Consider the following 19995-nt stretch of genomic DNA (forward strand, 5'->3'; position numbering starts at 1 on the left):
GTCCCCGCACTGCCCGACAGCATCTTCCGCGCCTATGACATTCGCGGCGTGGTCGGCAAGACCCTGCATGCCGAAACCGCCTACTGGATCGGCCGCGCCATCGGCGCCCAGAGCCTGGCCCAAGGCGAGCCGCAGGTCTCGGTCGGCCGCGACGGCCGCCTGTCCGGCCCGATGCTGGTCGAGCAACTGATCAAAGGCCTGGCCGACGCCGGCTGCCACGTCAGCGACGTCGGCCTGGTGCCAACCCCTGCGCTGTACTACGCCGCCAACGTGCTGGCTGGCAAATCCGGGGTGATGCTCACCGGTAGCCACAACCCGTCGGACTACAACGGCTTCAAGATCGTCATCGCCGGCGACACCCTGGCCAACGAACAGATCCAGGCCCTGCTGACCCGCCTGAAAACCAACGACCTCAGCCGTGGCGAAGGCCGCGTCGAAAAAGTCGAGATTCTGCAGCGCTACTACGAGCAGATCACCGCCGACGTGAAGCTGGCCAAGCGCCTTAAAGTGGTCGTGGACTGCGGCAACGGCGCGGCTGGCGTGATCGCGCCGCAACTGATCGAAGCGCTGGGCTGCGAGGTGATCCCGCTGTTCTGCGAGGTGGATGGCAACTTCCCCAACCACCACCCCGACCCGGGCAAGCCGGAAAACCTGGTGGACCTGATCGCCAAGGTCAAGCAAACCGGCGCCGACCTGGGCCTGGCCTTCGACGGCGACGGCGACCGCGTCGGCGTTGTGACCAACACCGGCAACATCGTCTACCCAGACCGCCTGCTGATGCTGTTTGCCCAGGACGTGCTGTCGCGCAACCCGGGCGCCGAGATCATCTTCGACGTCAAATGCACCCGCCGCCTGACCCCGCTGATCGAACAGCACGGTGGCCGCGCGCTAATGTGGAAGACCGGTCACTCGTTGATCAAGAAGAAGATGAAACAGACCGGTTCGCTGCTCGCAGGCGAGATGAGCGGTCACATCTTCATCAAGGAACGCTGGTACGGTTTCGACGACGGTATCTACAGCGCCGCGCGCCTGCTGGAGATCCTCAGCAAGGCCGGCCAGGATGCCGAGAGCCTGTTCGCCGCGTTCCCGAATGATATTTCCACGCCGGAAATCAACATTGATGTGACCGACGAGGGTAAATTCAGCATCATTGATGCACTGCAACGCGACGCCGATTGGGGCCAAGCCAACCTGACCACCATCGACGGTGTGCGGGTCGACTACCCGCACGGCTGGGGCCTGGTTCGCGCCTCCAACACCACGCCGGTGCTGGTGCTGCGCTTCGAAGCCGACAGCGATGCCGAGCTCGACCGTATCAAGGCTGTATTCCGCACGCAGTTGCTGCGCGTCCAACCGGGCCTGCAACTGCCGTTCTGATGACTATCCGTTCCTGACCTGGAGCCCTGCATGACCCTCGATCGCGATGCCGCTTCCCATGTAGCCGAGGTTTTGTCCGAAGCACTGCCTTACATCCGCCGCTTCGTCGGCAAGACCCTGGTGATCAAGTACGGCGGCAACGCGATGGAAAGCGAGGAGCTCAAGACCGGCTTCGCCCGTGACATCGTGTTGATGAAAGCTGTGGGTATCAACCCGGTGGTGGTGCACGGCGGTGGCCCGCAGATCGGTGATCTGCTCAAGCGCCTGTCCATCGAAAGCCACTTCATCGATGGCATGCGCGTGACTGACGCGGCGACCATGGACGTGGTCGAAATGGTGCTGGGCGGCCAGGTCAACAAAGACATCGTCAACCTGATCAACCGCCATGGCGGCAGCGCCATTGGCCTGACCGGCAAGGACGCCGAGCTGATCCGTGCGCGCAAGCTCACCGTCAGCCGCCAGACCCCTGAGATGACCCAGCCGGAAATCATCGACATCGGCCATGTCGGCGAGGTGGTCAGCGTCAACACCGACCTGCTCAACATGCTGGTGCGCGGCGACTTCATCCCGGTCATCGCGCCAATCGGCGTAGGCGCCAACGGTGAGTCGTACAACATCAACGCCGACCTGGTGGCCGGCAAGGTGGCCGAGGCGCTGAAGGCTGAAAAGCTGATGCTGCTGACCAACATCGCCGGTCTGATGGACAAGCAAGGCCAGGTACTGACTGGCCTTACCACCGAGCAGGTCAACGACCTGATCGCCGACGGCACCATCTACGGCGGCATGCTGCCGAAGATCAAGTGCGCGCTCGAAGCGGTGCAAGGCGGCGTAAGCAGCTCGCACATCATCGACGGTCGCGTGCCGAACGCCGTGCTGCTGGAGATCTTCACCGACACCGGCGTGGGCACGCTGATCAGCAACCGCAAGCGCCACTGATTCATCTGTAACCTCGCGGTGCCGAAGCACCGCGAGGCTTTTTTGCTGGCCCGCTCCCGCCGCCAGCCAGTATCCTCCCCGCCGCATACAGTTTTTATTTACCTGGAGAACGCGCGTGAAATACGCATCACATGGACTCGTGCTGGCAGCTGCCTTGGCTGTCGGGTCCCTCGCCGGCTGTGCCACTGAAACGTCCAAAGCCGTCGCCGTACAACAAGTCGAAAGCGTCAATCGCCCGTACAGCGGCCTGCGCACCCCGATTGCCGTGGGCAAGTTCGACAACCGTTCGAGCTACATGCGCGGCATCTTCTCCGATGGCGTCGACCGCCTCGGCGGCCAGGCCAAGACCATTCTCATCACCCACCTGCAGCAGACCAACCGGTTCAACGTGCTGGACCGCGACAACATGGGTGAAATCAAGCAGGAAGCCACCATCAAGGGCCAGGCCCAGCGCCTGAAAGGCGCCGATTTCGTGGTGACCGGCGATGTCACCGAGTTCGGCCGCAAAGAGGTCGGCGATCACCAGCTGTTCGGCATTCTCGGCCGCGGCAAAACCCAGATCGCCTACGCCAAGGTGGCGTTGAACATCGTCAACATCAGCACCTCGGAAGTGGTGTATTCGAGCCAGGGCGCAGGTGAATATGCCCTGTCCAACCGCGAGATCATTGGCTTTGGCGGCACCGCCAGCTATGACTCGACGCTCAACGGCAAGGTGCTTGACCTGGCCATGCGCGAGGCCGTCAACAAGCTGGTTGGCGCCGTAGAAAGCGGCCAGTGGAAGCCACAGGCCCAGTAACCTGAAACACACGACAAGGAAGATCGTTCGATGACTCTCTCCTCTTCAGCCTGGCGCACCGGCGCCGGCCTGCTGCTGGCCGGCGCATTGCTGGCCGGCTGTTCCTCGCACAAGACCCTGTACCAGTGGGAAAGCTATCAGCCGCAGGTGTACGGCTACCTCAAGGGCGACTCCAAGGAAGAACAAGTCGCGGCCCTTGAGCGCGACCTGGAAAAGATCAAGGCAAAGAACGGCGCCGTGCCGCCGGGCTACCATGCGCAACTCGGGCTGCTGTACTCGGGCCTGGGCAAGGACGACCAGATGATTCAGCAGTTCCGCACCGAAAAGGCGCTGTTCCCTGAATCGGCGGCGTACATGGACTTTCTGATGAGCAACGCCAGCAAAGGGGCTAAACAGTGATCAAGCACCTGACCCGACTGATCGCCGGCGCATGCGTGCTGGCCCTGTTCGCCGGTTGTGCCGAGCGCAAGACCATCGACTACTCGGCCTACAAGCAAGCCCGGCCGAAGTCGATCCTGATCCTGCCGCCGCTGAACGAATCGCCGGATGTCAAAGCCACCTACAGCATGCTGTCGCAGGTGACCTATCCGTTGGCCGAGGCGGGTTACTACGTGATGCCAGTGGCTTTGGTGGATGAGACCTTCCGCCAGAACGGCATGACCACCCCTGCCGACATCCACCAGTTGCCGCCGGCCAAGCTGCAGGAGATTTTCGGCGCCGATGCCGGCCTGTACGTGACTGTCAGTGACTACGGCACCCGCTACATGGTCATCAGCAGCGCCACGATCGTGACCGCCAACGCCAAGCTGGTCGACCTGAAGACCGGCACCACGTTGTGGACCGGCAGCGCCACGGCCTCCAGCGAAGAAGGCCGGCAGAACCAAGGCGGGCTGATTGGCATGCTGGTCACTGCAGCGATCAACCAGATCATCAGCAGCGTGCAGGATGACGCTGGCTACCCGATTGCGGGCATGACCAGCGCACGGCTGCTGTCGCCCTACCCTAACGGCGGCATCCTCTACGGGCCGCGTTCGCCGAAGTATGGGACTGATTGATTGAGCGTGGTTTCAGTGCTGCGCTGAATGAGTGAAGGCTTGCGAGGTGCTGCACAGGCCTGAGGTGGCCTCATCGCGGGGCAAGCCCGCTCCCACGGGGTGCATGAAAGCTGCTTTTGTGGGAGCGGGCTTGCCCCGCGATGAGGCCAGCAGGCCGAGTCGAGCTGCCTGAACTGACGCTATCGCGGAGGTTAGGCAGCAACGCTGCTCGGAACGCTCCTACGCCAAGGTGGGAAGGGTCCTACAACACGCAATTGCAAAGCCTGATTACTCTTAAGACTCCTACACAGGCAAAGGAGGTCAGCGATGCAAAAAACCGAGGTCCCCTACGGCAGTGATGTTTCCTCTGGCACCTACGCATGCGCCGATTGCGGCCATGAATATTCCAACCAGAGTAAAACATCCCTCCCGCCCTGCCCACAATTCGACGCGAGTCCCCATCCCAAGCGCGCGTGGAATATCTTGACCGGCGCAGGCGATGCCGAGCAGGACCCGTATCCCAAACCCCACTGAAAAGCAGGCAAAAAAGAAGGCGACCCTCGGGTCGCCTTCTCTATTTCAGTACCGCATCAAATGCCGTACTGGTCGCGGTACGCCTGCACCGCCGCGAGGTGCTGCTTGAGTTGCGGGTCGTCTGCCAGGAACTGCAGCACCTGGGTCAGCGACACGATGCTGACCACCGGGATGCCGAAATCACGCTCGACTTCCTGGATGGCCGACAGCTCGCCATTGCCGCGTTCTTCACGGTTCAGCGCAATCAAAACGCCAGCGGGCTTGGCCTGCTGTGCGCTGATGATCTGCATGACCTCGCGGATTGCAGTACCGGCAGTGATCACGTCATCGATGATCAATACATCGCCGGCCAGCGGCGCGCCAACCAGGCTGCCGCCCTCGCCGTGCGCCTTGGCTTCCTTGCGGTTGAAGCACCACGGCACGTCGAGCTGATGCTGTTCGGCAAGCGCAACAGCAGTGGCCGCCGCGAGCGGGATGCCCTTGTACGCCGGGCCAAACAGCACGTCGAACGGGATCTTGCTGTCGACGATGGCCGCCGCGTAGCAACGCCCCAGCTGTGCCAGGGCGGAACCTGTATTGAACAGGCCGGCATTGAAGAAGTACGGGCTGGTACGCCCCGATTTCAGGGTGAACTCACCGAAGCGCAGAACGCCGCGATCGATGGCAAAACGGATGAAGTCGCGCTGATACGGCTGCATGAAAGGTCCCGGACACCACGGATTTAGCTAAATGTGTTGAGCTCGGGTATCATACACGCACGAGATTTTTGGGGCCATTTATGCGGATCATCAGTGTGAACGTTAATGGCATTCAGGCTGCAGCCGAGCGTGGTTTGCTCAGCTGGCTACAAGCCCAGAATGCCGACGTCATCTGCCTTCAGGATACCCGCGCCTCGGCCTTTGAACTCGATGACCCAGCTTTCCAGCTCGATGGCTATTTCCTTTACGCCTGCGATGCGGAGGTGCCCACCCAAGGTGGCGTGGCACTCTACTCGCGCATGCAGCCCAAGGCAGTCATCACCGGCCTGGGCTTCGAGACAGCCGACCGTTACGGGCGTTACCTGCAAGCAGATTTCGACAAAGTCAGTATTGCCACGCTGTTGCTGCCTTCGGGCATGAACGGCGACGAAGACCTGAACCAGAAATTCAAGTTGATGGACGACTTCGGCAAGTACCTGGACAAACAGCGTCGCAAGCGTCGCGAATACATCTACTGCGGCTCGTTCTACGTGGCCCAGCAGAAGCTCGACATCAAAAACTGGCGTGACTGCCAGCAGTCGCCTGGCTTCCTGCCGCCCGAGCGCGCCTGGATGGATTCGATCACCGGCGAAATGGGTTACGTCGACGCACTGCGCGAAGTCAGCCGTGAAGGCGACCAGTACAGCTGGTGGCCAGATAACGAGCAGGCCGAAATGCTCAACCTGGGTTACCGGTTCGACTACCAGATCCTCACCCCAGGCCTGCGCCGCTTCGTGCGCAATGCCCGCCTGCCACGCCAGCCGCGCTTCTCCCAGCATGCGCCGCTGATCGTGGACTACGACTGGACGCTGACCATCTAAGGTCGCACCAGGCACACAAAAAAGCCGACCCTTGAGGTCGGCTTTTTGCATCTGCGATTGCTGTCAGTCGGCCAGGGCGGCGTTCTGCAGTTCGAAGATTTCGTTCATGCCCTTTTGCGCCAGCGCCAGCATGGCGTTGAAGTCTTCAGGCTGGAACGGCGCACCTTCGGCAGTGCCTTGCACTTCGATGAAACCACCGGCGCTGGTCATGACCACGTTCAGGTCGGTCTCGGCCGCGGAGTCCTCGGGGTAGTCGAGGTCGAGCACGGCTTCGCCCTGGTACATGCCCACCGAAACGGCAGCGATCATGTGCTTGAGCGGGTTGCCGCCCTTCAGGCCGCCGCGCTTCTTGATCACCGCCAGCGCATCGCACAGGGCAACCATGGCGCCGGTGATCGACGCGGTGCGGGTACCTCCATCGGCCTGGATCACGTCGCAGTCGATGTACAGGGTGATGTCACCGAGCTTGCTCATGTCCAGCGCAGCGCGCAGCGAGCGGCCGATCAAGCGCTGGATTTCGAGGGTGCGGCCACCTTGCTTGCCACGGCTGGCTTCGCGCTGGTTACGCTCGCCAGTGGCGCGCGGCAGCATGCCGTACTCGGCGGTCAGCCAGCCCTGGCCCTGGCCTTTGAGGAAGCGGGGAACACCGTTTTCGACGCTGACTGTGCAGATGACTTTGGTGTCACCGAACTCGACCAGCACCGAGCCTTCGGCGTGCTTGGTGTAGTTACGGGTGATGCGGATCGAGCGGAGCTGATCGGCGGCGCGACCACTTGGACGTTTCATCTGGGATACCTGTACCGGGACTTGAATCTGCCCAGCAGTATAGAGGTCGTGGCCCATGGAGGACATGCCTATCGTCGCAGGCGCCACAGCCCGTCGATTTTTCCTGCACGAAAACAGGGCGCCTGTAGCATGGCCGGATTGGGCGCCTGCGTCGCACTGCGCTACAATCCTGCGCCTTGCAGCCGAAAGGCTTCCCCCGCTCACCGATTTCGCGAGGTACTCCCCATGGTGCACAGCATGACCGCCTTTGCCCGCGCCGAGCGCGTTGGCAGCCAAGGCACCCTGGTCTGGGAGCTGCGCTCGGTCAACCATCGCTATCTCGAGCCGCACCTGCGCCTGCCCGAGGCCCTGCGCGACCTCGAGGGCGCCGTGCGCGAAGGCCTGCGCCAGGGCTTGTCGCGTGGCAAGGTCGAATGCACCTTGCGCCTCAACGAAGACAGCACCGGCAAGCCACTGCAGGTTGACCGCGAGCGCGCCGCGCAACTGGTCGCTGCCGCCGAAACCATCGCCGCGCTGATCAAGCAGCCGGCGCCGTTGAACCCGCTGGAAGTGCTGGCCTGGCCGGGCGTGCTGGTTGCCGATGCAACCGACCCGCAAGCGCTCAACGCCGAAGCCATGGCGCTGTTCGACGAGGCCCTGGCCGAACTCAAGGCCGGCCGGCAGCGTGAAGGCGCGGAGCTGGCGCGGCTGATCAACGAGCGCCTGGACAGCATGGCCGCCGAGGTCACCACCCTGCGCGCCCTGGTGCCGCAGATGCTTGCCGTGCAGCGGCAGAAGATTGTCGACCGCTTCACCGACATGCAGGCCGAGCTCGACCCGCAGCGCCTGGAACAGGAAATGGTGCTGCTGGCACAGAAAAGCGATGTCGCCGAAGAACTGGACCGCCTAAGCACCCACGTCACCGAAGTGCGCCGGGTGCTCAAGTCCGGCGGCGCCGCTGGCCGGCGCCTGGACTTCCTGATGCAGGAACTCAACCGCGAAGCCAACACCCTGGGCTCCAAGGCCTTCGACCCCCGCAGCACGCAGGCAGCGGTCAACCTCAAGGTGTTGATCGAGCAGATGCGTGAACAAGTACAGAACATCGAGTAAGGCCACCCCCACCATGAACCACAGCAGCGGCACCCTTTATATCGTCTCGGCCCCCTCTGGCGCCGGCAAGACCAGCCTGGTCACAGCCCTGATCAAGGACGACCCACGCGTTCGCGTCTCGGTCTCGCACACCACCCGCACCAAGCGGCCGGGTGAAGAGCACGGGGTGAACTACCACTTCGTTGCCCACGAAGAATTCCACAGCCTGATCGCCCAGGGCGACTTCCTCGAGCATGCCGAGGTGTTCGGCAACTTCTACGGCACCTCGCGCAGCGCTTTGCAGGAGACCCTCGACCAAGGCTTCGACCTGATCCTGGAAATCGACTGGCAAGGCGCCCAGCAGGTACGCGAGCTGATGCCCGAGGCACGCTCGATCTTCATCCTGCCGCCAAGCCTCGAAGCCCTGCGCCACCGCCTGGACGGGCGTGGCCAGGACAGCGAAGAGATCATCGCCGGGCGCATGAAGGAAGCGGTGAGTGAGATGAGGCACTATGCCGAGTACGAGTACCTGATCATCAATAACCAGTTCGACGTGGCACTGGACGACCTCAAGGCAGTATTCCGCTCAAACCGTGAAGACGGCGCGGATGCCTTGGCCCATGCAGAAGGGCTGAAGCTTGAAAAGCAGAAGCAGGCCCATGGTGAGCTGCTGAAACAGCTGGTTGGCTGAAGAATGCCGGGGCCTCTGCGAGGCCCTTTCGCGGCACAAGGCCGCTCCTACAGAGAAACGCGATCCCTGTAGGAGCGGCCTTGCGCCGCGAAAGGGGCGCAAAGCGCCCCCCAGCGTCAATCCTGCAACTGAATAGTGGCCTGCTGACGCAATGTAGCGCCCAGGAAGTAGGCCGGCAGCCGCAAGCGCGACAGCATCATCAGCACAATCCCCAGCGCCGAGATAATCGCCGCAATCACGAATACCAGCCCCAACCCGCCCACATGCGAGCCGCTGCCGAAGTCCGGCGACGCGCTGTCTACCGCCGTGCGCACGAAGATCACCGACAGGATCGCCCCACCCAGCAGCGGGCACACCCCCCGCATGAAGAAGTGGCGCGCGCTGCTGAACAAGCTGCGGCGGAAGTACCACACGCAGGCAAACGCGGTCAGCGAATAGTAGAAGCAGATCATCATGCCCAGCGCGGTGATGGTGTCAGCCAACACGTTCTCGCTCAGGGTGCGCATGGTGACGTAGAACAGCGCTGCCGCAACGCCTGCACAAATGGTCGCGTAACGCGGCGTTTGCGAACGCGGGCACACCTTGGCAAAACGCTGCGGCACAGCGCCGTAGTACCCCATGGCCAGCAGCGTGCGGGCCGGCGAAACGAAGGTCGACTGCAGCGACGCCGCCGTACTGGCCAGCACGGCGATCGACATCAGCACCGCCAGCGGCCCCATCACCGGCCCCGCCAGGTGAGCAAAGACGTTTTCCTGGATACGCGGGTTGCCCAGGCCCAGGCCTTGGTCGCTGATGCCGGCAAATTGCAGGGTGGCGATGGCGGTCAGCAGGTACAGGCCCAGAATCAGCAGCACCGTCCAGGTAGCTGCCTTGCCCGGCACCTCTTCACTGCCCACCGACTCTTCGCTCACGGTCAGGCACACGTCCCAACCCCAGAAGATGAAGATCGACAGCGACAGCCCCGCCGCAAACGAGGAGAACGACTCCACGCCAAACGGGTTGAACCACGCCAGGTCGAACGCCAGCGGCGGCGGCGCGGTGGTTTCGCCAAAGGCGGCGAAGGCAAAGCCGATCAGCACCATCAATTGCAGCGCCACCAGCCCGTACTGCACGGTCATGGTGGTGGCCATGCCGCGACAGCAAATCCACACCGCCAGGGCAATGAACGCGCAACAGGTGGTGACATTCACCAACAAATTGTCGGCAAGGCCCGCCAGCGCCTGGTTACCGGTGATCTGGGCGAGGAACAGGTAGAAGAAGTCGACCGCAACGCCTGCCAGGTTGGACAGCACGATGGTGGTGGCGACCACCAGCCCCCAGCCGCCAATCCAGCCGATCATCGGCCCGAACGCCCGCGCCGACCAGGTAAACGAAGTGCCGCTGTCCGGCTCCGCCGAGTTCAGCTCGCGGTAGCCCAGGGCCACCAGCAGCATCGGCAGAAAGCCGACGATGAAGACCGCAGGCAAGTGGGCGCCGACCTCGCGCACGGTCGGGCCGAGCGCGCCGGTCAGGGTATAGACCGGGGCAATGGTGGAAATGCCCAGCACCACGCTGGCCAACAGCCCCAGGCGGCCCTTGGCCAGGCCCTTGCCTTGCGTGGTGTTGCCCGATTCGGCCGCATCGGGTGGGCGGCCGTGGTCTGTGTATTCATTCATGAGTTTTTGCCGTAGATATTGGAATTATTTTGACAGACCTGCCGCGGCAGACCCGCTTTCACTCATTGAAAGCTCGCGTGTGGGACCAGTCCTCCAGGACCTTCGGCGGGCGTCAGAAACCGTTCTGGCGCGCACCTTCCCGTGCAGCATGGGCAATGCAGGCCTCGCGAAACGCCTGAAACAGGCGCAGCGAAACCGGGTTCTCGGCAAAACGCCATTCCGGGTGCCATTGCACGCCGAGCACAAAGCCCGGCGCATCCGGCATCGACACCGCTTCGATCAGGCCATCCGGGGCGCACGCCTCAACGCGCAGGCCCGGTGCCAGGCGGTCGATGCCCTGGCTGTGCAGCGAGTTGACCTCGAACTGCGCTGGCAAACCGATCCGCTCGAACATACCTCCTGGGCTGACTCGCACCGGGTGGCTTGGGCTGTACTGCACCTCCAGCGCTGCTTCCTGCGCTTCGCGGTGATCCCGGTAGCCGGGCACTTCGTGCACGCGCTGGTGCAGGCTGCCGCCCAAGGCCACATTGAGTTCCTGGAAACCCCGGCAGATACACAGCACCGGCACGCCGGCCGCGATAGCCGCCTGCAGCAACGGCAAGGTCAGGCGGTCACGCGCCAGGTCGTGGCGGGTACCCGCGGCGCTGGGGGCGCCATTGTAATGATGCGGCTCGACATTGGAAGGCGAACCGCTGAACAGAATGCCATTGAGTGGCGCCAGCAGCGCCTGGCTGTCGCTGCCGCCGTCGCGGGCCGGCAGGATCAGCGGCAAGCCGGCGTAGCCTGCGGCCTCGACATACTTGTCGCCGACCGTGTGCGACGAGTTTTTCCCCACCTGCTGACGGCAGGCGCTGACACCGATCAAAGGGACCGTATTTGCGCTCATGGGCTTACACCGTGTGCAGGTACCAGTTGTACTCAAGGTCGGAAATCGACACTTCGAATTCGGCCAGCTCGCTTTCTTTGCAGGCCACGAAAATGTCGATGTAGTCCGGGCTGATGTATTGGTTGAGCACTTCGCTGTCGTCCAGCGCGCGCAGGGCATCGCGCAGGTTGTTGGGCAGGCTCTGTTCCAGTTGTTCGTAGGAATTGCCTTCAATCGGCGCGCCCGGCTCGATCTGCTGGGTCAGCCCGTGGTGAATGCCCGCAAGGATTGCCGCCAGCATCAGGTAGGGGTTGGCGTCGGCGCCGGCAACGCGGTGCTCGATGCGCACGTTTTCCGGGCTGTCGGTGGGCACGCGCAAGGCCACGGTGCGGTTGTCCAAGCCCCAGCTCGGCGCATTCGGCACATAGAACTGCGCGCCGAAACGGCGGTACGAGTTCACGTTCGGGCACAGCAGCGCCATGGAGGCCGGCATGGTCTCCAGCACACCGCCGATGGCGTGGCGCAGGGTGTCGCTTTGCAGCGGGTCATCGCAGGCAAAGATGTTCTTGCCGGTGTTCTTGTCGAGCAACGAAATGTGCACATGCAGCCCGTTGCCGGCCTGGCCCGGGTAGGGCTTGGCCATGAACGTGGTGTCCATTTCGTGATCGTAGGCGACGTTCTTGACCAGGCGTTTGAGCAGAATGGCGTAGTCGCAGGCCTTCAGCGGGTCGGCGACATGGTGCAGGTTCACCTCGAACTGCGCCGGGGCGCTTTCCTTGACGATGGCATCGGCCGGCAGGTCTTGCTCCTTGGCAGCTTCGAGCATGTCCTGCAGGCAATCGGCGTATTCGTCGAGGTCGTCGATCAGGTACACCTGGGTCGACTGCGGCCGCTTGCCCGAAATCGGCGAACGCGGCGGCTGCGGGCGGCCGTTGAGGTTGTCCTGGTCGATCAGATAGAACTCAAGCTCGAAGGCCGCGCAGATATCCAGGCCCAGGTCGTCGAACTTGCTCACCACCTGGCGCAGCACCTCGCGCGGGTCGGCAAAAAACGGCTGGCCTTCGATTTCGTGCATGGTCATCAGCAGTTGCGCGGTGGGGCGCTTTTGCCAGGGCTCGTTGCACAAGGTACCAGGGATCGGGTAGCAGATACGGTCGGCATCGCCGATATCCAGGCCAAGGCCGGTACTTTCGACGGTGGCGCCGTTGATGTCGAGGGCGAACAGCGAGGCCGGCAGGTTGATGCCTTTTTCGTAGACCTTGTGCAGGCTGGCGCGCTCGATGCGTTTGCCGCGCACCACGCCGTTCATGTCGGAGATCAGCAGATCAACGTACTGGGTGTCCGGGTGGGCTTCCAGGAATTGTTGCATCTCGCGGGAAGAACTGGCGCACGGAGAGACCGACGTCATGGCTGTACATCCTTTGATTCGGAGCGGCGATGTGGAGCTGCGGATGACGCCTCGGAAGGCGACGATGGTGCTGCTGTTGTTTTTTTCACTGGCCCATCGTGGGGGCTGTCTGCCCGACAGGGTGCATTGATTCCCCGGGGCCGTTTCACTATAAAATGGCCCCAACGCAACAGACATTGGCAATTCAGCAAGCAGAGCGTGCACCAATGCAATATCAGATCAACCATTCCGACCTTTCGCTGGTGCTGGCCCTGGAACGCGGGCGCTCATTGGCAAAGGCCGCCGAGCTGCTGAAAGTCGACGTTTCGACGGTTTTTCGCTCGATCCGCCGGCTTGAGTCGGCGCTGGGTACGGCGCTGTTCGTCAAGAGCCGCAAGGGCTACCTGCCCACCGACACCGCTCAGGCCCTGGCCGAGCAGGCCGAACGCGCCGAGCAGGCGCTGGAGGCGGCGCGCATCGCCATGACCTGCGGCGAGCAGGTGGTCAGCGGCACCGTGCGCCTGACCTGCACCGAGGCGGTGCTGCACAGCCTGCTGTTGCCGGCGCTGGCCGAATTCATGCCCAACTACCCGGCGTTGTCGCTGGAGATGGGCACCTCCAACACCTTCGCCAACCTCAGCCGCCGCGATGCCGACATCGCCCTGCGCCTGACCAATGCGCCACCCGAACACTTGGTAGGGCGTTGCCTGGGCTCGACCAGCTATGTGATCTGCGGCCGCCCGCAGTTGCGCGAACGCCTCGACGCCGAGCCCACCAGCGTGCCGTGGATCGCCCCGGATGACTCGATGCAGGACCACGCCACGGTGGTCTGGCGCAACCAGCAATACCCTGGGCTGAGCCCGCGCTACCAGTGCAGCGGCATGTCGACCATCGCCCAGTTGGTGACCACCGGCCTGGGCGTTGCGGCACTGCCCGACTACATGGTGCATGCGTTGCCGGGCGTGGAGGCACTGAGCGGCCCGCTGGCCGGCTGCGACACCCAGTTGTGGCTGCTGACCCGCCCCGATTGCCGGGCCTTGCGCTCGGTGCAGACGCTGTTCGAGGAACTGACCCCGCGATTGCGCGATGCGATGTTGTGAGGGCTGTTCTACCTGAACGTCCAGACCTCAGCCCTTGGGAGCACAGGGCTGTTGTGGCGAGCGGGCTTGCCCCGCGTTGGGCTGCGAAGCAGCCCTGAAACCCGTGACTGGGGCTGTTACACAGCCCAACGCGGGGCAAGCCCGCTCGCCACAACAGCCCCGTGCCCAAGAGCGCCGCAAAACACTGTGCAACCGTCACGCAATGGGATGATCTGGCAAGGGGGTTGTATTCGCCGAGGTGGAAGCAGTATCGTCAAGAGCAGGCGTAAAGGCGTCTGCTGCGGCAGTTTCGCCGGGCAATCACACATGCACGGTAACAGCGCGAGGGGCGGGTTGAGAAAACAGTCCTTCCCTATTGGCTGGTGATTTTTTAAACTATCGAGTCCGCCTGCCCGTATTGGGCTGTACGCCTACCGCATTTGCTACCGAGGAACACCATGGCCCGCGTAACTGTTGAAGACTGTCTGGAACACGTGGATAACCGCTTCGAGCTGGTCATGCTCTCGACCAAGCGCGCCCGTCAGCTGGCGACCGGCGGTAAAGAGCCACGCGTTGCATGGGAAAACGACAAACCTACCGTCGTTGCCCTGCGTGAAATCGCCGAAGGCATCGTCACCAACGAATTCATCGCCGCCGAAGAAATCGTCACCGAAGATCCGGTGTTCGCCGCGTTCGAGGACGAGAACAACGAGGCTGTCTGATTGATGCCAGGTCGACGTCGTGCGGCGCAAGGCCCTCTTCGACTGCAAGAGGTGAAACCATGCCGGGTATAGAAGCCCTCGCCGAACGGCTATCGACCTATCTGGGCCCGGAACAGGTCAACCTGGTCCGCCGCGCCTACTTCTACGCCGAGCAGGCGCACGACGGGCAACGCCGCCGCAGCGGCGAGCCATACGTCACGCACCCGCTGGCGGTAGCCAGCATTCTTGCCGACATGCACATGGACCATCAAAGCCTGATGGCCGCCATGCTGCACGACGTGATCGAAGATACCGGCATCGCCAAAGAAGCCTTGTGCCAGCAGTTCGGTGAAACCGTCGCCGAACTGGTGGACGGGGTCAGCAAGCTGACCCAGATGAACTTCGAAACCAAGGCCGAGGCGCAAGCCGAGAACTTCCAGAAAATGGCCATGGCCATGGCCCGCGATATCCGCGTGATCCTGGTCAAGCTGGCCGACCGCCTGCACAACATGCGCACCCTTGAAGTGCTGTCCGGCGAAAAACGCCGGCGCATCGCCAAGGAAACCCTCGAAATCTACGCCCCCATCGCCAACCGCCTGGGTATGCACAACGTGCGCGTCGAATTCGAAGACCTTGGCTTCAAGGCCATGCACCCGATGCGCTCGTCGTTGATCCACCGCGCAGTCAAGGCTGCCCGTGGCAACCGCAAGGAGCTGGTCGCCAAGATCGAAACCTCGCTGGCCAACTGCCTGGCTGCCGATGGCATCGAGGGCGAAGTCAGTGGCAGGCAGAAACACCTCTATGGCATCTACAAGAAGATGCGTGGCAAGCGCCGCGCCTTCACCGAGATCATGGACGTGTACGCCTTCCGCATCGTCGTCGACAAGGTCGACACCTGCTACCGCGTGCTGGGCGCCGTGCACAATCTGTACAAGCCGCTGCCGGGGCGCTTCAAGGACTACATCGCAATCCCCAAGGCCAACGGCTACCAGTCGCTGCACACCACGCTGTTCGGCATGCATGGCGTGCCGATCGAAATCCAGATCCGCACCCGCGAAATGGAAGAGCTGGCCAACAACGGCATCGCTGCGCACTGGCTGTACAAGTCCAACGAGGACGAGCACCCCAAGGGCAGCCACGCCCGCGCCCGTCAGTGGGTCAAGGGCATTCTCGAGCTGCAGCAGCGCGCGGGCAACTCGCTGGAATTCATCGAGAGCGTGAAGATCGACCTGTTCCCGGACGAGGTCTACGTCTTTACCCCTAAAGGCCGGATCATGGAGCTGCCCAAAGGCTCCACCGCCGTCGACTTCGCCTACGCGGTGCACACCGACGTCGGCAACAGCTGCATTGCCTGCCGCATCAACCGCCGCCTGGCGCCGCTGTCCGAGCCGTTGCAAAGCGGCTCGACGGTCGAAATCGTCAGCGCCCCCGGCGCGCGGCCCAACCCGGCCTGGCTCAATTTCGTGGTTACCGGCAAGGCGCGCACGCACATTCGCCACGCCCTCAAGCAACAGCGCCGCTCCGAGTCCATCAGCCTGGGCGAACGCCTGCTGAACAAGGTGCTCACCGGTTTCGACAGCAGCCTGGAGCAAATTTCCCAAGAGCGCGTGCAAGCGATTCTCAGCGAATACCGCCTGGAACTGATCGAAGACCTGCTCGAAGATATCGGCCTGGGCAACCGCATGGCCTACGTGGTCGCCCGGCGCCTGCTGTCCGCCGAAGGCGAGCAACTGCCAGCACCCGAAGGCCCACTGGCCATTCGCGGCACCGAAGGCCTGGTGCTCAGCTACGCCAAGTGCTGCACCCCGATCCCCGGTGACCCGATTGTCGGCCACCTGTCCGCGGGCAAAGGCATGGTGGTGCACCTGGAAGACTGCCGCAACATCAGCGAAGTGCGGCACAACCCAGAAAAGTGCCTGCAGCTTTCCTGGGCCAAGGACGTTACCGGCGAGTTCAACGTCGAACTGCGCGTGGAGCTTGAGCACCAGCGCGGCCTGATTGCGCTGCTGGCCAGCAGCGTCAACGCCGCCGACGGCAACATCGAGAAAATCAGCATGGACGAACGCGACGGCCGTATCAGCGTGGTCCAACTGGTGGTCAGCGTGCACGACCGCGTGCACCTGGCCCGCGTGATCAAGAAGCTGCGCACCTTGACCGGCGTGGTCCGCATCACCCGCATGCGTGCGTAGTCCGCCCACCGCAAGGAGTCACTCATGAGCAAGACCGTCATCACCAGCGACAAGGCACCTGCCGCTATCGGCACCTACTCGCAAGCGATCAAGGCTGGCAACACTGTCTACATGTCGGGGCAGATCCCGCTCGACCCTAAAACCATGGAGCTGGTCGAAGGCTTCGAAGCCCAGACCGTGCAGGTATTCGAGAACCTCAAGTCGGTGGCAGAAGCCGCTGGCGGTTCGTTCAAGGACATCGTCAAGCTGAACATCTTCCTTACCGACCTGAGCCACTTCGCCAAGGTCAACGAGGTGATGGGCCGCTACTTCGAGCAGCCCTACCCGGCCCGCGCCGCCATTGGCGTCGCCGCCCTGCCGAAGGGCGCGCAGGTCGAAATGGACGCAATTCTGGTCCTCGAGTAATGCCCTAGGTGGCGGGCGCGGCGCCCGTCACCACCCCCTTCTGCCCCAAGGTTACTCCCCATGCGCCATGCATTGCCCCTTGCCCTGGCAGCCCTGCTTCTGGGCGGCTGCGCCAGCCACAAACCTGAAGATTTCAACGGCACCTGGATCAACCAGGACGCCATCGACGCTGCCGTCAAAGGCACCAGCCTGCGCCAGGCGCTGGCCGATCACGGCCCGGTGTTCGAGTGGAAGGTCGACGTCAAAAACCAGAAAGCCAGCTTCAGCAACGGCTTTGAAGCCGCCGATGGGCGCCTGGCTGCCAACCAGAAAGATTGGCAGGTGGAGTTCGAGGGCGGTCAGAACGAGCAGTTGACCCTCGCAGGGGACGAACTCGAAGCCAAGGACCCTTCCGGCCACACGCAAACCTTCGTTCGCGCGCAAGCCAGCAACAGCGCGCCGCTGGGCAGCAGCTTCGAGCGCGAGCTGTACAAGGCGTACCTGGGCGGTGACTGGAAGATCCTTGAAGGCCGCGGCCAAGGTGCTGTCGTGCGCTTCAGCGACAACGGCAGCGTCACCGGCCTGCCCGGCCCGGATCGCTTTGCCCTGTGCATGGCCGGCGATTGCGCGACCATGGGTGCTGGCAACGACAGCCTGTGGCTTGAGCGCAACCAGCTTGGCGCGCCATGGATTTTCAAGCGCGAAGGCAATCGGTTGGAAATCTTCCAGGCGGTGAACCGCGCCCAGCCGGATGAGATGCCGCAGTTGGCGGCGGGTGCGCGTCAGTGGGTGCTGGAGAAGAACTGAAGGCGCCAGGGCCGCTTTGCGGCCCATCGCGGCACAAGGCCGCTCCTACAGGGATCACATACAGCCCTTGCGTGACCACTGGGCTCACACAGATTCACCGGCGCAGCCGGTGCCTGCCTCAGTTGATACCCTGCAGAATCTCCGCATACCCCTCTTTATAGGTCGGATACTGCGGCGCCCAGCCCAGCGCCCGCGCACGCTGGTTGCTACAGCGCTTGCTGCCGGTACGGCGCACGCGCTGCTCATCTGACCATTCGGTAACACCCAGGTACTCGCGCAGCCAGGCCACCACCTCGGCCAACGGCGCCGGTGCATCATCCACGCCGATATAACAGTCTTCAAGCGCCACACCCCGAGCATCGGCTTGCAGCAGGAATGCCAACAAGCCCGCAGCGTCATCCGCGTGGATACGGTTGCCATACAGCGGCGGCTCATCGGCAACGCGATACCCTTGGCGCACCTGGGTCAACAGCCATTCACGGCCCGGGCCGTAGATGCCGGTCAGGCGCACAATACTGGCGGGGATGCTGCTGGCCAGCGCCAGGCGTTCGGCCTCAAGCATCAGCTTGCCCGAATAACCCTCAGGCTCGGTGGCAGACGTTTCGTAGACCCACTCGCCACCCTTCTGCGCGAACACGCTGCTACTGGACACGAACAGCAGCCGGCGCGGCGCCTGGCCGCTGCGCTGCAACCAGCCGAGCACGTTGCGCAACCCCTCGACATAAGCCGCCTTGTAGCCGGCCTCGTCATGCTGGCTGGCGGCTACGCAATACACCAGGTAGTCAGGTGCCTGCTCTGGCCAGTCATCCGGCATGCGCCGGTCGGACAGGTCGGCGGCAATCGGCCGCACACCGTCGGGCAGCAGCTTGACCGAACGCCGCAGGCCGCTGACATGCCAATCCAAGGCCAGCAGTTGACGCGCCAAACGCCCGCCAACATCCCCGCAACCGACGATCAAAGCAGAAGCAGCTGACATGCACATTCTCCCTTTCTTAAAGGCGCAGGCTATCGGTCTTACCGATCAATGGCTACGACAGGGCCAAAAAAAGAAACATTATTACTTTTGCTAACAAGAATTAGTTGCAATAATGGCGCCCGTGTCTGTTCTCGGCCTGCTTCGAGGCCTGGAGAACTTAACCCATTTTTCTTCATCAGGTCCGGCCAGCATGACTCGCATTCAACCTTCCGCTTCGCCAACCCCATCGCGCGCCTGGCGCGCCATCGCCGCGCTGATGTTCAGCCTGGTACTGGCCCCGGCAGCCATGGCTGAAGAACCCGCTACCACCCCGGCCACCACGCCAGCCACCGCTGCCGCGCCGGCCGCACCTGCTGCCGAAGGCCAGGCCGCGCAAGCCGCCGCGCCCGCCGATGCCGCAGCGCCCGCCGAAGGCCAGGCACCTGCCGACGACAACGTCCAGGCACTGGTTGAAGACACCTCGCTGGGCATGGCCCACGACCTGTCGCCGTGGGGCATGTACAAAAATGCCGATATCGTCGTGAAAGCCGTGATGATCGGCCTGGCCATCGCCTCGATCATCACCTGGACCATCTGGATCGCCAAAGGCTTCGAGCTGATGGGTGCCAAGCGCCGTCTGCGCGGTGAAATCGCTGCCCTGAAGAAGTCCATCAGCCTCAAGGAAGCCAGCGAAGTCTCCAACAAGGAAGGCACCCTGGCACACACGCTGGTACACGACGCGCTCGAAGAAATGCGCCTGTCGGCCAACGCCCGCGAGAAAGAAGGCATCAAGGAACGTGTCAGCTTCCGCCTGGAGCGCCTGGTTGCCGCCAGCGGCCGTAACATGAGCAGCGGCACCGGCGTGCTCGCCACCATCGGTTCCACCGCGCCGTTCGTCGGTCTGTTCGGTACCGTATGGGGCATCATGAACAGCTTCATCGGCATCGCCAAGACCCAGACCACCAACCTGGCCGTGGTCGCCCCCGGTATCGCCGAAGCCCTGCTGGCAACCGCGCTGGGCCTGGTTGCGGCAATCCCGGCAGTGGTCATCTACAACGTCTTCGCCCGCTCCATCGCCGGCTACAAGGCCCAGGTATCGGACGCCTCCGCCCAGGTACTGCTGCTGGTCAGCCGTGACCTGGACCACCAAGGTGGCGAACGCGTCGCCCCGCACATGGTGAAAGTGGGGTAAG

General features: G+C 63.1%; 20 protein-coding genes and 1 pseudogene. 15 read left to right on the plus strand and 6 right to left on the minus strand.

What is annotated here, in order from left to right:
• Positions 1-3: 3 nt before the first annotated feature.
• The 6 genes and pseudogenes from HU719_RS11530 to HU719_RS11555 all read left to right on the plus strand — a co-directional run.
• Positions 4-1377: pseudogene (locus tag HU719_RS11530) on the plus strand (phosphomannomutase/phosphoglucomutase); the annotation flags it as partial.
• A 30-nt stretch (positions 1378-1407) separates the two neighbouring features.
• The gene (argB, locus tag HU719_RS11535) at positions 1408-2313 is read left to right on the plus strand and encodes an acetylglutamate kinase (protein WP_186523545.1); all 906 of its coding nucleotides are present in this window, start codon (positions 1408-1410) and stop codon (positions 2311-2313) included.
• Between the two features lie 115 nt (positions 2314-2428).
• On the plus strand, positions 2429-3109 hold the full coding sequence (locus HU719_RS11540; protein ID WP_186520620.1) for a CsgG/HfaB family protein: 681 nt from the start codon (positions 2429-2431) through the stop codon (positions 3107-3109).
• Positions 3110-3139: 30 nt separating this feature from the next.
• A complete protein-coding gene (locus HU719_RS11545; protein ID WP_186536812.1) occupies positions 3140-3508 on the plus strand; it encodes a DUF4810 domain-containing protein in 369 nt (122 codons plus the stop codon).
• A gap of 8 nt (positions 3509-3516) precedes the next feature.
• Positions 3517-4164 (plus strand): DUF799 domain-containing protein, encoded by a 648-nt coding sequence (locus HU719_RS11550; protein ID WP_186536821.1) that lies wholly within the window; start codon positions 3517-3519, stop codon positions 4162-4164.
• Positions 4165-4470: 306 nt separating this feature from the next.
• Positions 4471-4677, plus strand: coding sequence for a hypothetical protein (locus HU719_RS11555; protein ID WP_186520622.1), 207 nt, complete (start codon positions 4471-4473; stop codon positions 4675-4677).
• Between the two features lie 56 nt (positions 4678-4733).
• Here HU719_RS11555 and pyrE read toward each other — a convergent pair whose 3' ends face one another.
• Complete coding sequence (pyrE, locus tag HU719_RS11560; RefSeq protein ID WP_186520623.1) at positions 4734-5375, minus strand: orotate phosphoribosyltransferase; 642 nt, start codon at positions 5373-5375, stop codon at positions 4734-4736.
• A gap of 80 nt (positions 5376-5455) precedes the next feature.
• Here pyrE and crc point away from each other — a divergent pair, with 80 nt between their 5' ends.
• Positions 5456-6235 (plus strand): catabolite repression control protein Crc, encoded by a 780-nt coding sequence (gene crc, locus HU719_RS11565; RefSeq protein ID WP_186520624.1) that lies wholly within the window; start codon positions 5456-5458, stop codon positions 6233-6235.
• A gap of 63 nt (positions 6236-6298) precedes the next feature.
• On the opposite strand, the gene rph is transcribed toward crc, so the two are convergent.
• Complete coding sequence (gene rph, locus HU719_RS11570; protein ID WP_186520625.1) at positions 6299-7021, minus strand: ribonuclease PH; 723 nt, start codon at positions 7019-7021, stop codon at positions 6299-6301.
• 225 nt (positions 7022-7246) lie between these two features.
• On the opposite strand from rph, the gene HU719_RS11575 reads away from it, so the two are divergent.
• Both HU719_RS11575 and gmk read left to right on the plus strand, forming a co-directional pair.
• Positions 7247-8110 (plus strand): YicC/YloC family endoribonuclease, encoded by an 864-nt coding sequence (locus HU719_RS11575; RefSeq protein WP_186536813.1) that lies wholly within the window; start codon positions 7247-7249, stop codon positions 8108-8110.
• A gap of 13 nt (positions 8111-8123) precedes the next feature.
• Positions 8124-8780, plus strand: coding sequence for a guanylate kinase (gmk, locus tag HU719_RS11580; RefSeq protein WP_186536814.1), 657 nt, complete (start codon positions 8124-8126; stop codon positions 8778-8780).
• 116 nt (positions 8781-8896) lie between these two features.
• On the opposite strand, the gene HU719_RS11585 is transcribed toward gmk, so the two are convergent.
• The 3 genes from HU719_RS11585 to HU719_RS11595 form a co-directional block, all read right to left on the minus strand.
• Positions 8897-10435 (minus strand): APC family permease, encoded by a 1539-nt coding sequence (locus tag HU719_RS11585; RefSeq protein WP_186520628.1) that lies wholly within the window; start codon positions 10433-10435, stop codon positions 8897-8899.
• 112 nt (positions 10436-10547) lie between these two features.
• Positions 10548-11321, minus strand: a complete 774-nt coding sequence (locus HU719_RS11590) for a gamma-glutamyl-gamma-aminobutyrate hydrolase family protein (RefSeq protein WP_186536815.1) — start codon at positions 11319-11321, stop codon at positions 10548-10550.
• 4 nt (positions 11322-11325) lie between these two features.
• Positions 11326-12669, minus strand: a complete 1344-nt coding sequence (locus tag HU719_RS11595) for a glutamine synthetase family protein (protein ID WP_422631740.1) — start codon at positions 12667-12669, stop codon at positions 11326-11328.
• Between the two features lie 245 nt (positions 12670-12914).
• Here HU719_RS11595 and HU719_RS11600 point away from each other — a divergent pair, with 245 nt between their 5' ends.
• The 5 genes from HU719_RS11600 (at position 12915) to HU719_RS11620 (ending at position 17847) form a co-directional block, all read left to right on the plus strand.
• The gene (locus tag HU719_RS11600; protein WP_186520631.1) at positions 12915-13787 is read left to right on the plus strand and encodes a LysR family transcriptional regulator; all 873 of its coding nucleotides are present in this window, start codon (positions 12915-12917) and stop codon (positions 13785-13787) included.
• A 437-nt stretch (positions 13788-14224) separates the two neighbouring features.
• Positions 14225-14488, plus strand: coding sequence for a DNA-directed RNA polymerase subunit omega (rpoZ, locus tag HU719_RS11605; RefSeq protein WP_003253383.1), 264 nt, complete (start codon positions 14225-14227; stop codon positions 14486-14488).
• A gap of 59 nt (positions 14489-14547) precedes the next feature.
• A complete protein-coding gene (spoT, locus tag HU719_RS11610) occupies positions 14548-16656 on the plus strand; it encodes a bifunctional GTP diphosphokinase/guanosine-3',5'-bis pyrophosphate 3'-pyrophosphohydrolase (protein WP_186520632.1) in 2109 nt (702 codons plus the stop codon).
• A 24-nt stretch (positions 16657-16680) separates the two neighbouring features.
• Positions 16681-17061 carry a RidA family protein gene (locus tag HU719_RS11615; RefSeq protein WP_110991989.1) on the plus strand — a complete coding sequence of 127 codons (381 nt, stop codon included), beginning with the start codon at positions 16681-16683 and terminating at the stop codon, positions 17059-17061.
• Between the two features lie 60 nt (positions 17062-17121).
• A complete protein-coding gene (locus tag HU719_RS11620) occupies positions 17122-17847 on the plus strand; it encodes a hypothetical protein (protein ID WP_186536817.1) in 726 nt (241 codons plus the stop codon).
• A gap of 118 nt (positions 17848-17965) precedes the next feature.
• Here HU719_RS11620 and HU719_RS11625 read toward each other — a convergent pair whose 3' ends face one another.
• Positions 17966-18823, minus strand: coding sequence for an SDR family oxidoreductase (locus HU719_RS11625; RefSeq protein WP_186536818.1), 858 nt, complete (start codon positions 18821-18823; stop codon positions 17966-17968).
• Between the two features lie 190 nt (positions 18824-19013).
• Between HU719_RS11625 and exbB the strand changes: the two genes are divergently transcribed.
• Entirely contained in the window at positions 19014-19994 is a 981-nt protein-coding gene (gene exbB / locus HU719_RS11630) for a tonB-system energizer ExbB (protein WP_186536819.1), read from the plus strand.
• Position 19995: the final 1 nt, after the last annotated feature.

The sequence above is a fragment of the Pseudomonas farsensis genome, assembly GCF_014268805.2.
GTDB classification, from domain to species: Bacteria; Pseudomonadota; Gammaproteobacteria; order Pseudomonadales; family Pseudomonadaceae; genus Aquipseudomonas; species Aquipseudomonas farsensis.

Excerpts from the sequence above, each read along its gene's own strand:
- HU719_RS11615 (WP_110991989.1), top strand. The coding sequence starts at position 16,681 with ATGAGCAAGACCGTCATCACCAGCGACAAGGCACCTGCCGCTATCGGC.
- HU719_RS11575 (WP_186536813.1), top strand. The coding sequence starts at position 7,247 with ATGGTGCACAGCATGACCGCCTTTGCCCGCGCCGAGCGCGTTGGCAGC.
- HU719_RS11555 (WP_186520622.1), top strand. The coding sequence starts at position 4,471 with ATGCAAAAAACCGAGGTCCCCTACGGCAGTGATGTTTCCTCTGGCACC.
- pyrE (WP_186520623.1), bottom strand. The coding sequence starts at position 5,375 with ATGCAGCCGTATCAGCGCGACTTCATCCGTTTTGCCATCGATCGCGGC.
- rpoZ (WP_003253383.1), top strand. The coding sequence starts at position 14,225 with ATGGCCCGCGTAACTGTTGAAGACTGTCTGGAACACGTGGATAACCGC.
- HU719_RS11600 (WP_186520631.1), top strand. The coding sequence starts at position 12,915 with ATGCAATATCAGATCAACCATTCCGACCTTTCGCTGGTGCTGGCCCTG.
- HU719_RS11625 (WP_186536818.1), bottom strand. The coding sequence starts at position 18,823 with ATGTCAGCTGCTTCTGCTTTGATCGTCGGTTGCGGGGATGTTGGCGGG.
- HU719_RS11590 (WP_186536815.1), bottom strand. The coding sequence starts at position 11,321 with ATGAGCGCAAATACGGTCCCTTTGATCGGTGTCAGCGCCTGCCGTCAG.
- spoT (WP_186520632.1), top strand. The coding sequence starts at position 14,548 with ATGCCGGGTATAGAAGCCCTCGCCGAACGGCTATCGACCTATCTGGGC.
- HU719_RS11585 (WP_186520628.1), bottom strand. The coding sequence starts at position 10,435 with ATGAATGAATACACAGACCACGGCCGCCCACCCGATGCGGCCGAATCG.
- HU719_RS11595 (WP_422631740.1), bottom strand. The coding sequence starts at position 12,669 with ATGCAACAATTCCTGGAAGCCCACCCGGACACCCAGTACGTTGATCTG.
- HU719_RS11620 (WP_186536817.1), top strand. The coding sequence starts at position 17,122 with ATGCGCCATGCATTGCCCCTTGCCCTGGCAGCCCTGCTTCTGGGCGGC.
- gmk (WP_186536814.1), top strand. The coding sequence starts at position 8,124 with ATGAACCACAGCAGCGGCACCCTTTATATCGTCTCGGCCCCCTCTGGC.
- HU719_RS11545 (WP_186536812.1), top strand. The coding sequence starts at position 3,140 with ATGACTCTCTCCTCTTCAGCCTGGCGCACCGGCGCCGGCCTGCTGCTG.
- crc (WP_186520624.1), top strand. The coding sequence starts at position 5,456 with ATGCGGATCATCAGTGTGAACGTTAATGGCATTCAGGCTGCAGCCGAG.
- exbB (WP_186536819.1), top strand. The coding sequence starts at position 19,014 with ATGACTCGCATTCAACCTTCCGCTTCGCCAACCCCATCGCGCGCCTGG.
- rph (WP_186520625.1), bottom strand. The coding sequence starts at position 7,021 with ATGAAACGTCCAAGTGGTCGCGCCGCCGATCAGCTCCGCTCGATCCGC.
- argB (WP_186523545.1), top strand. The coding sequence starts at position 1,408 with ATGACCCTCGATCGCGATGCCGCTTCCCATGTAGCCGAGGTTTTGTCC.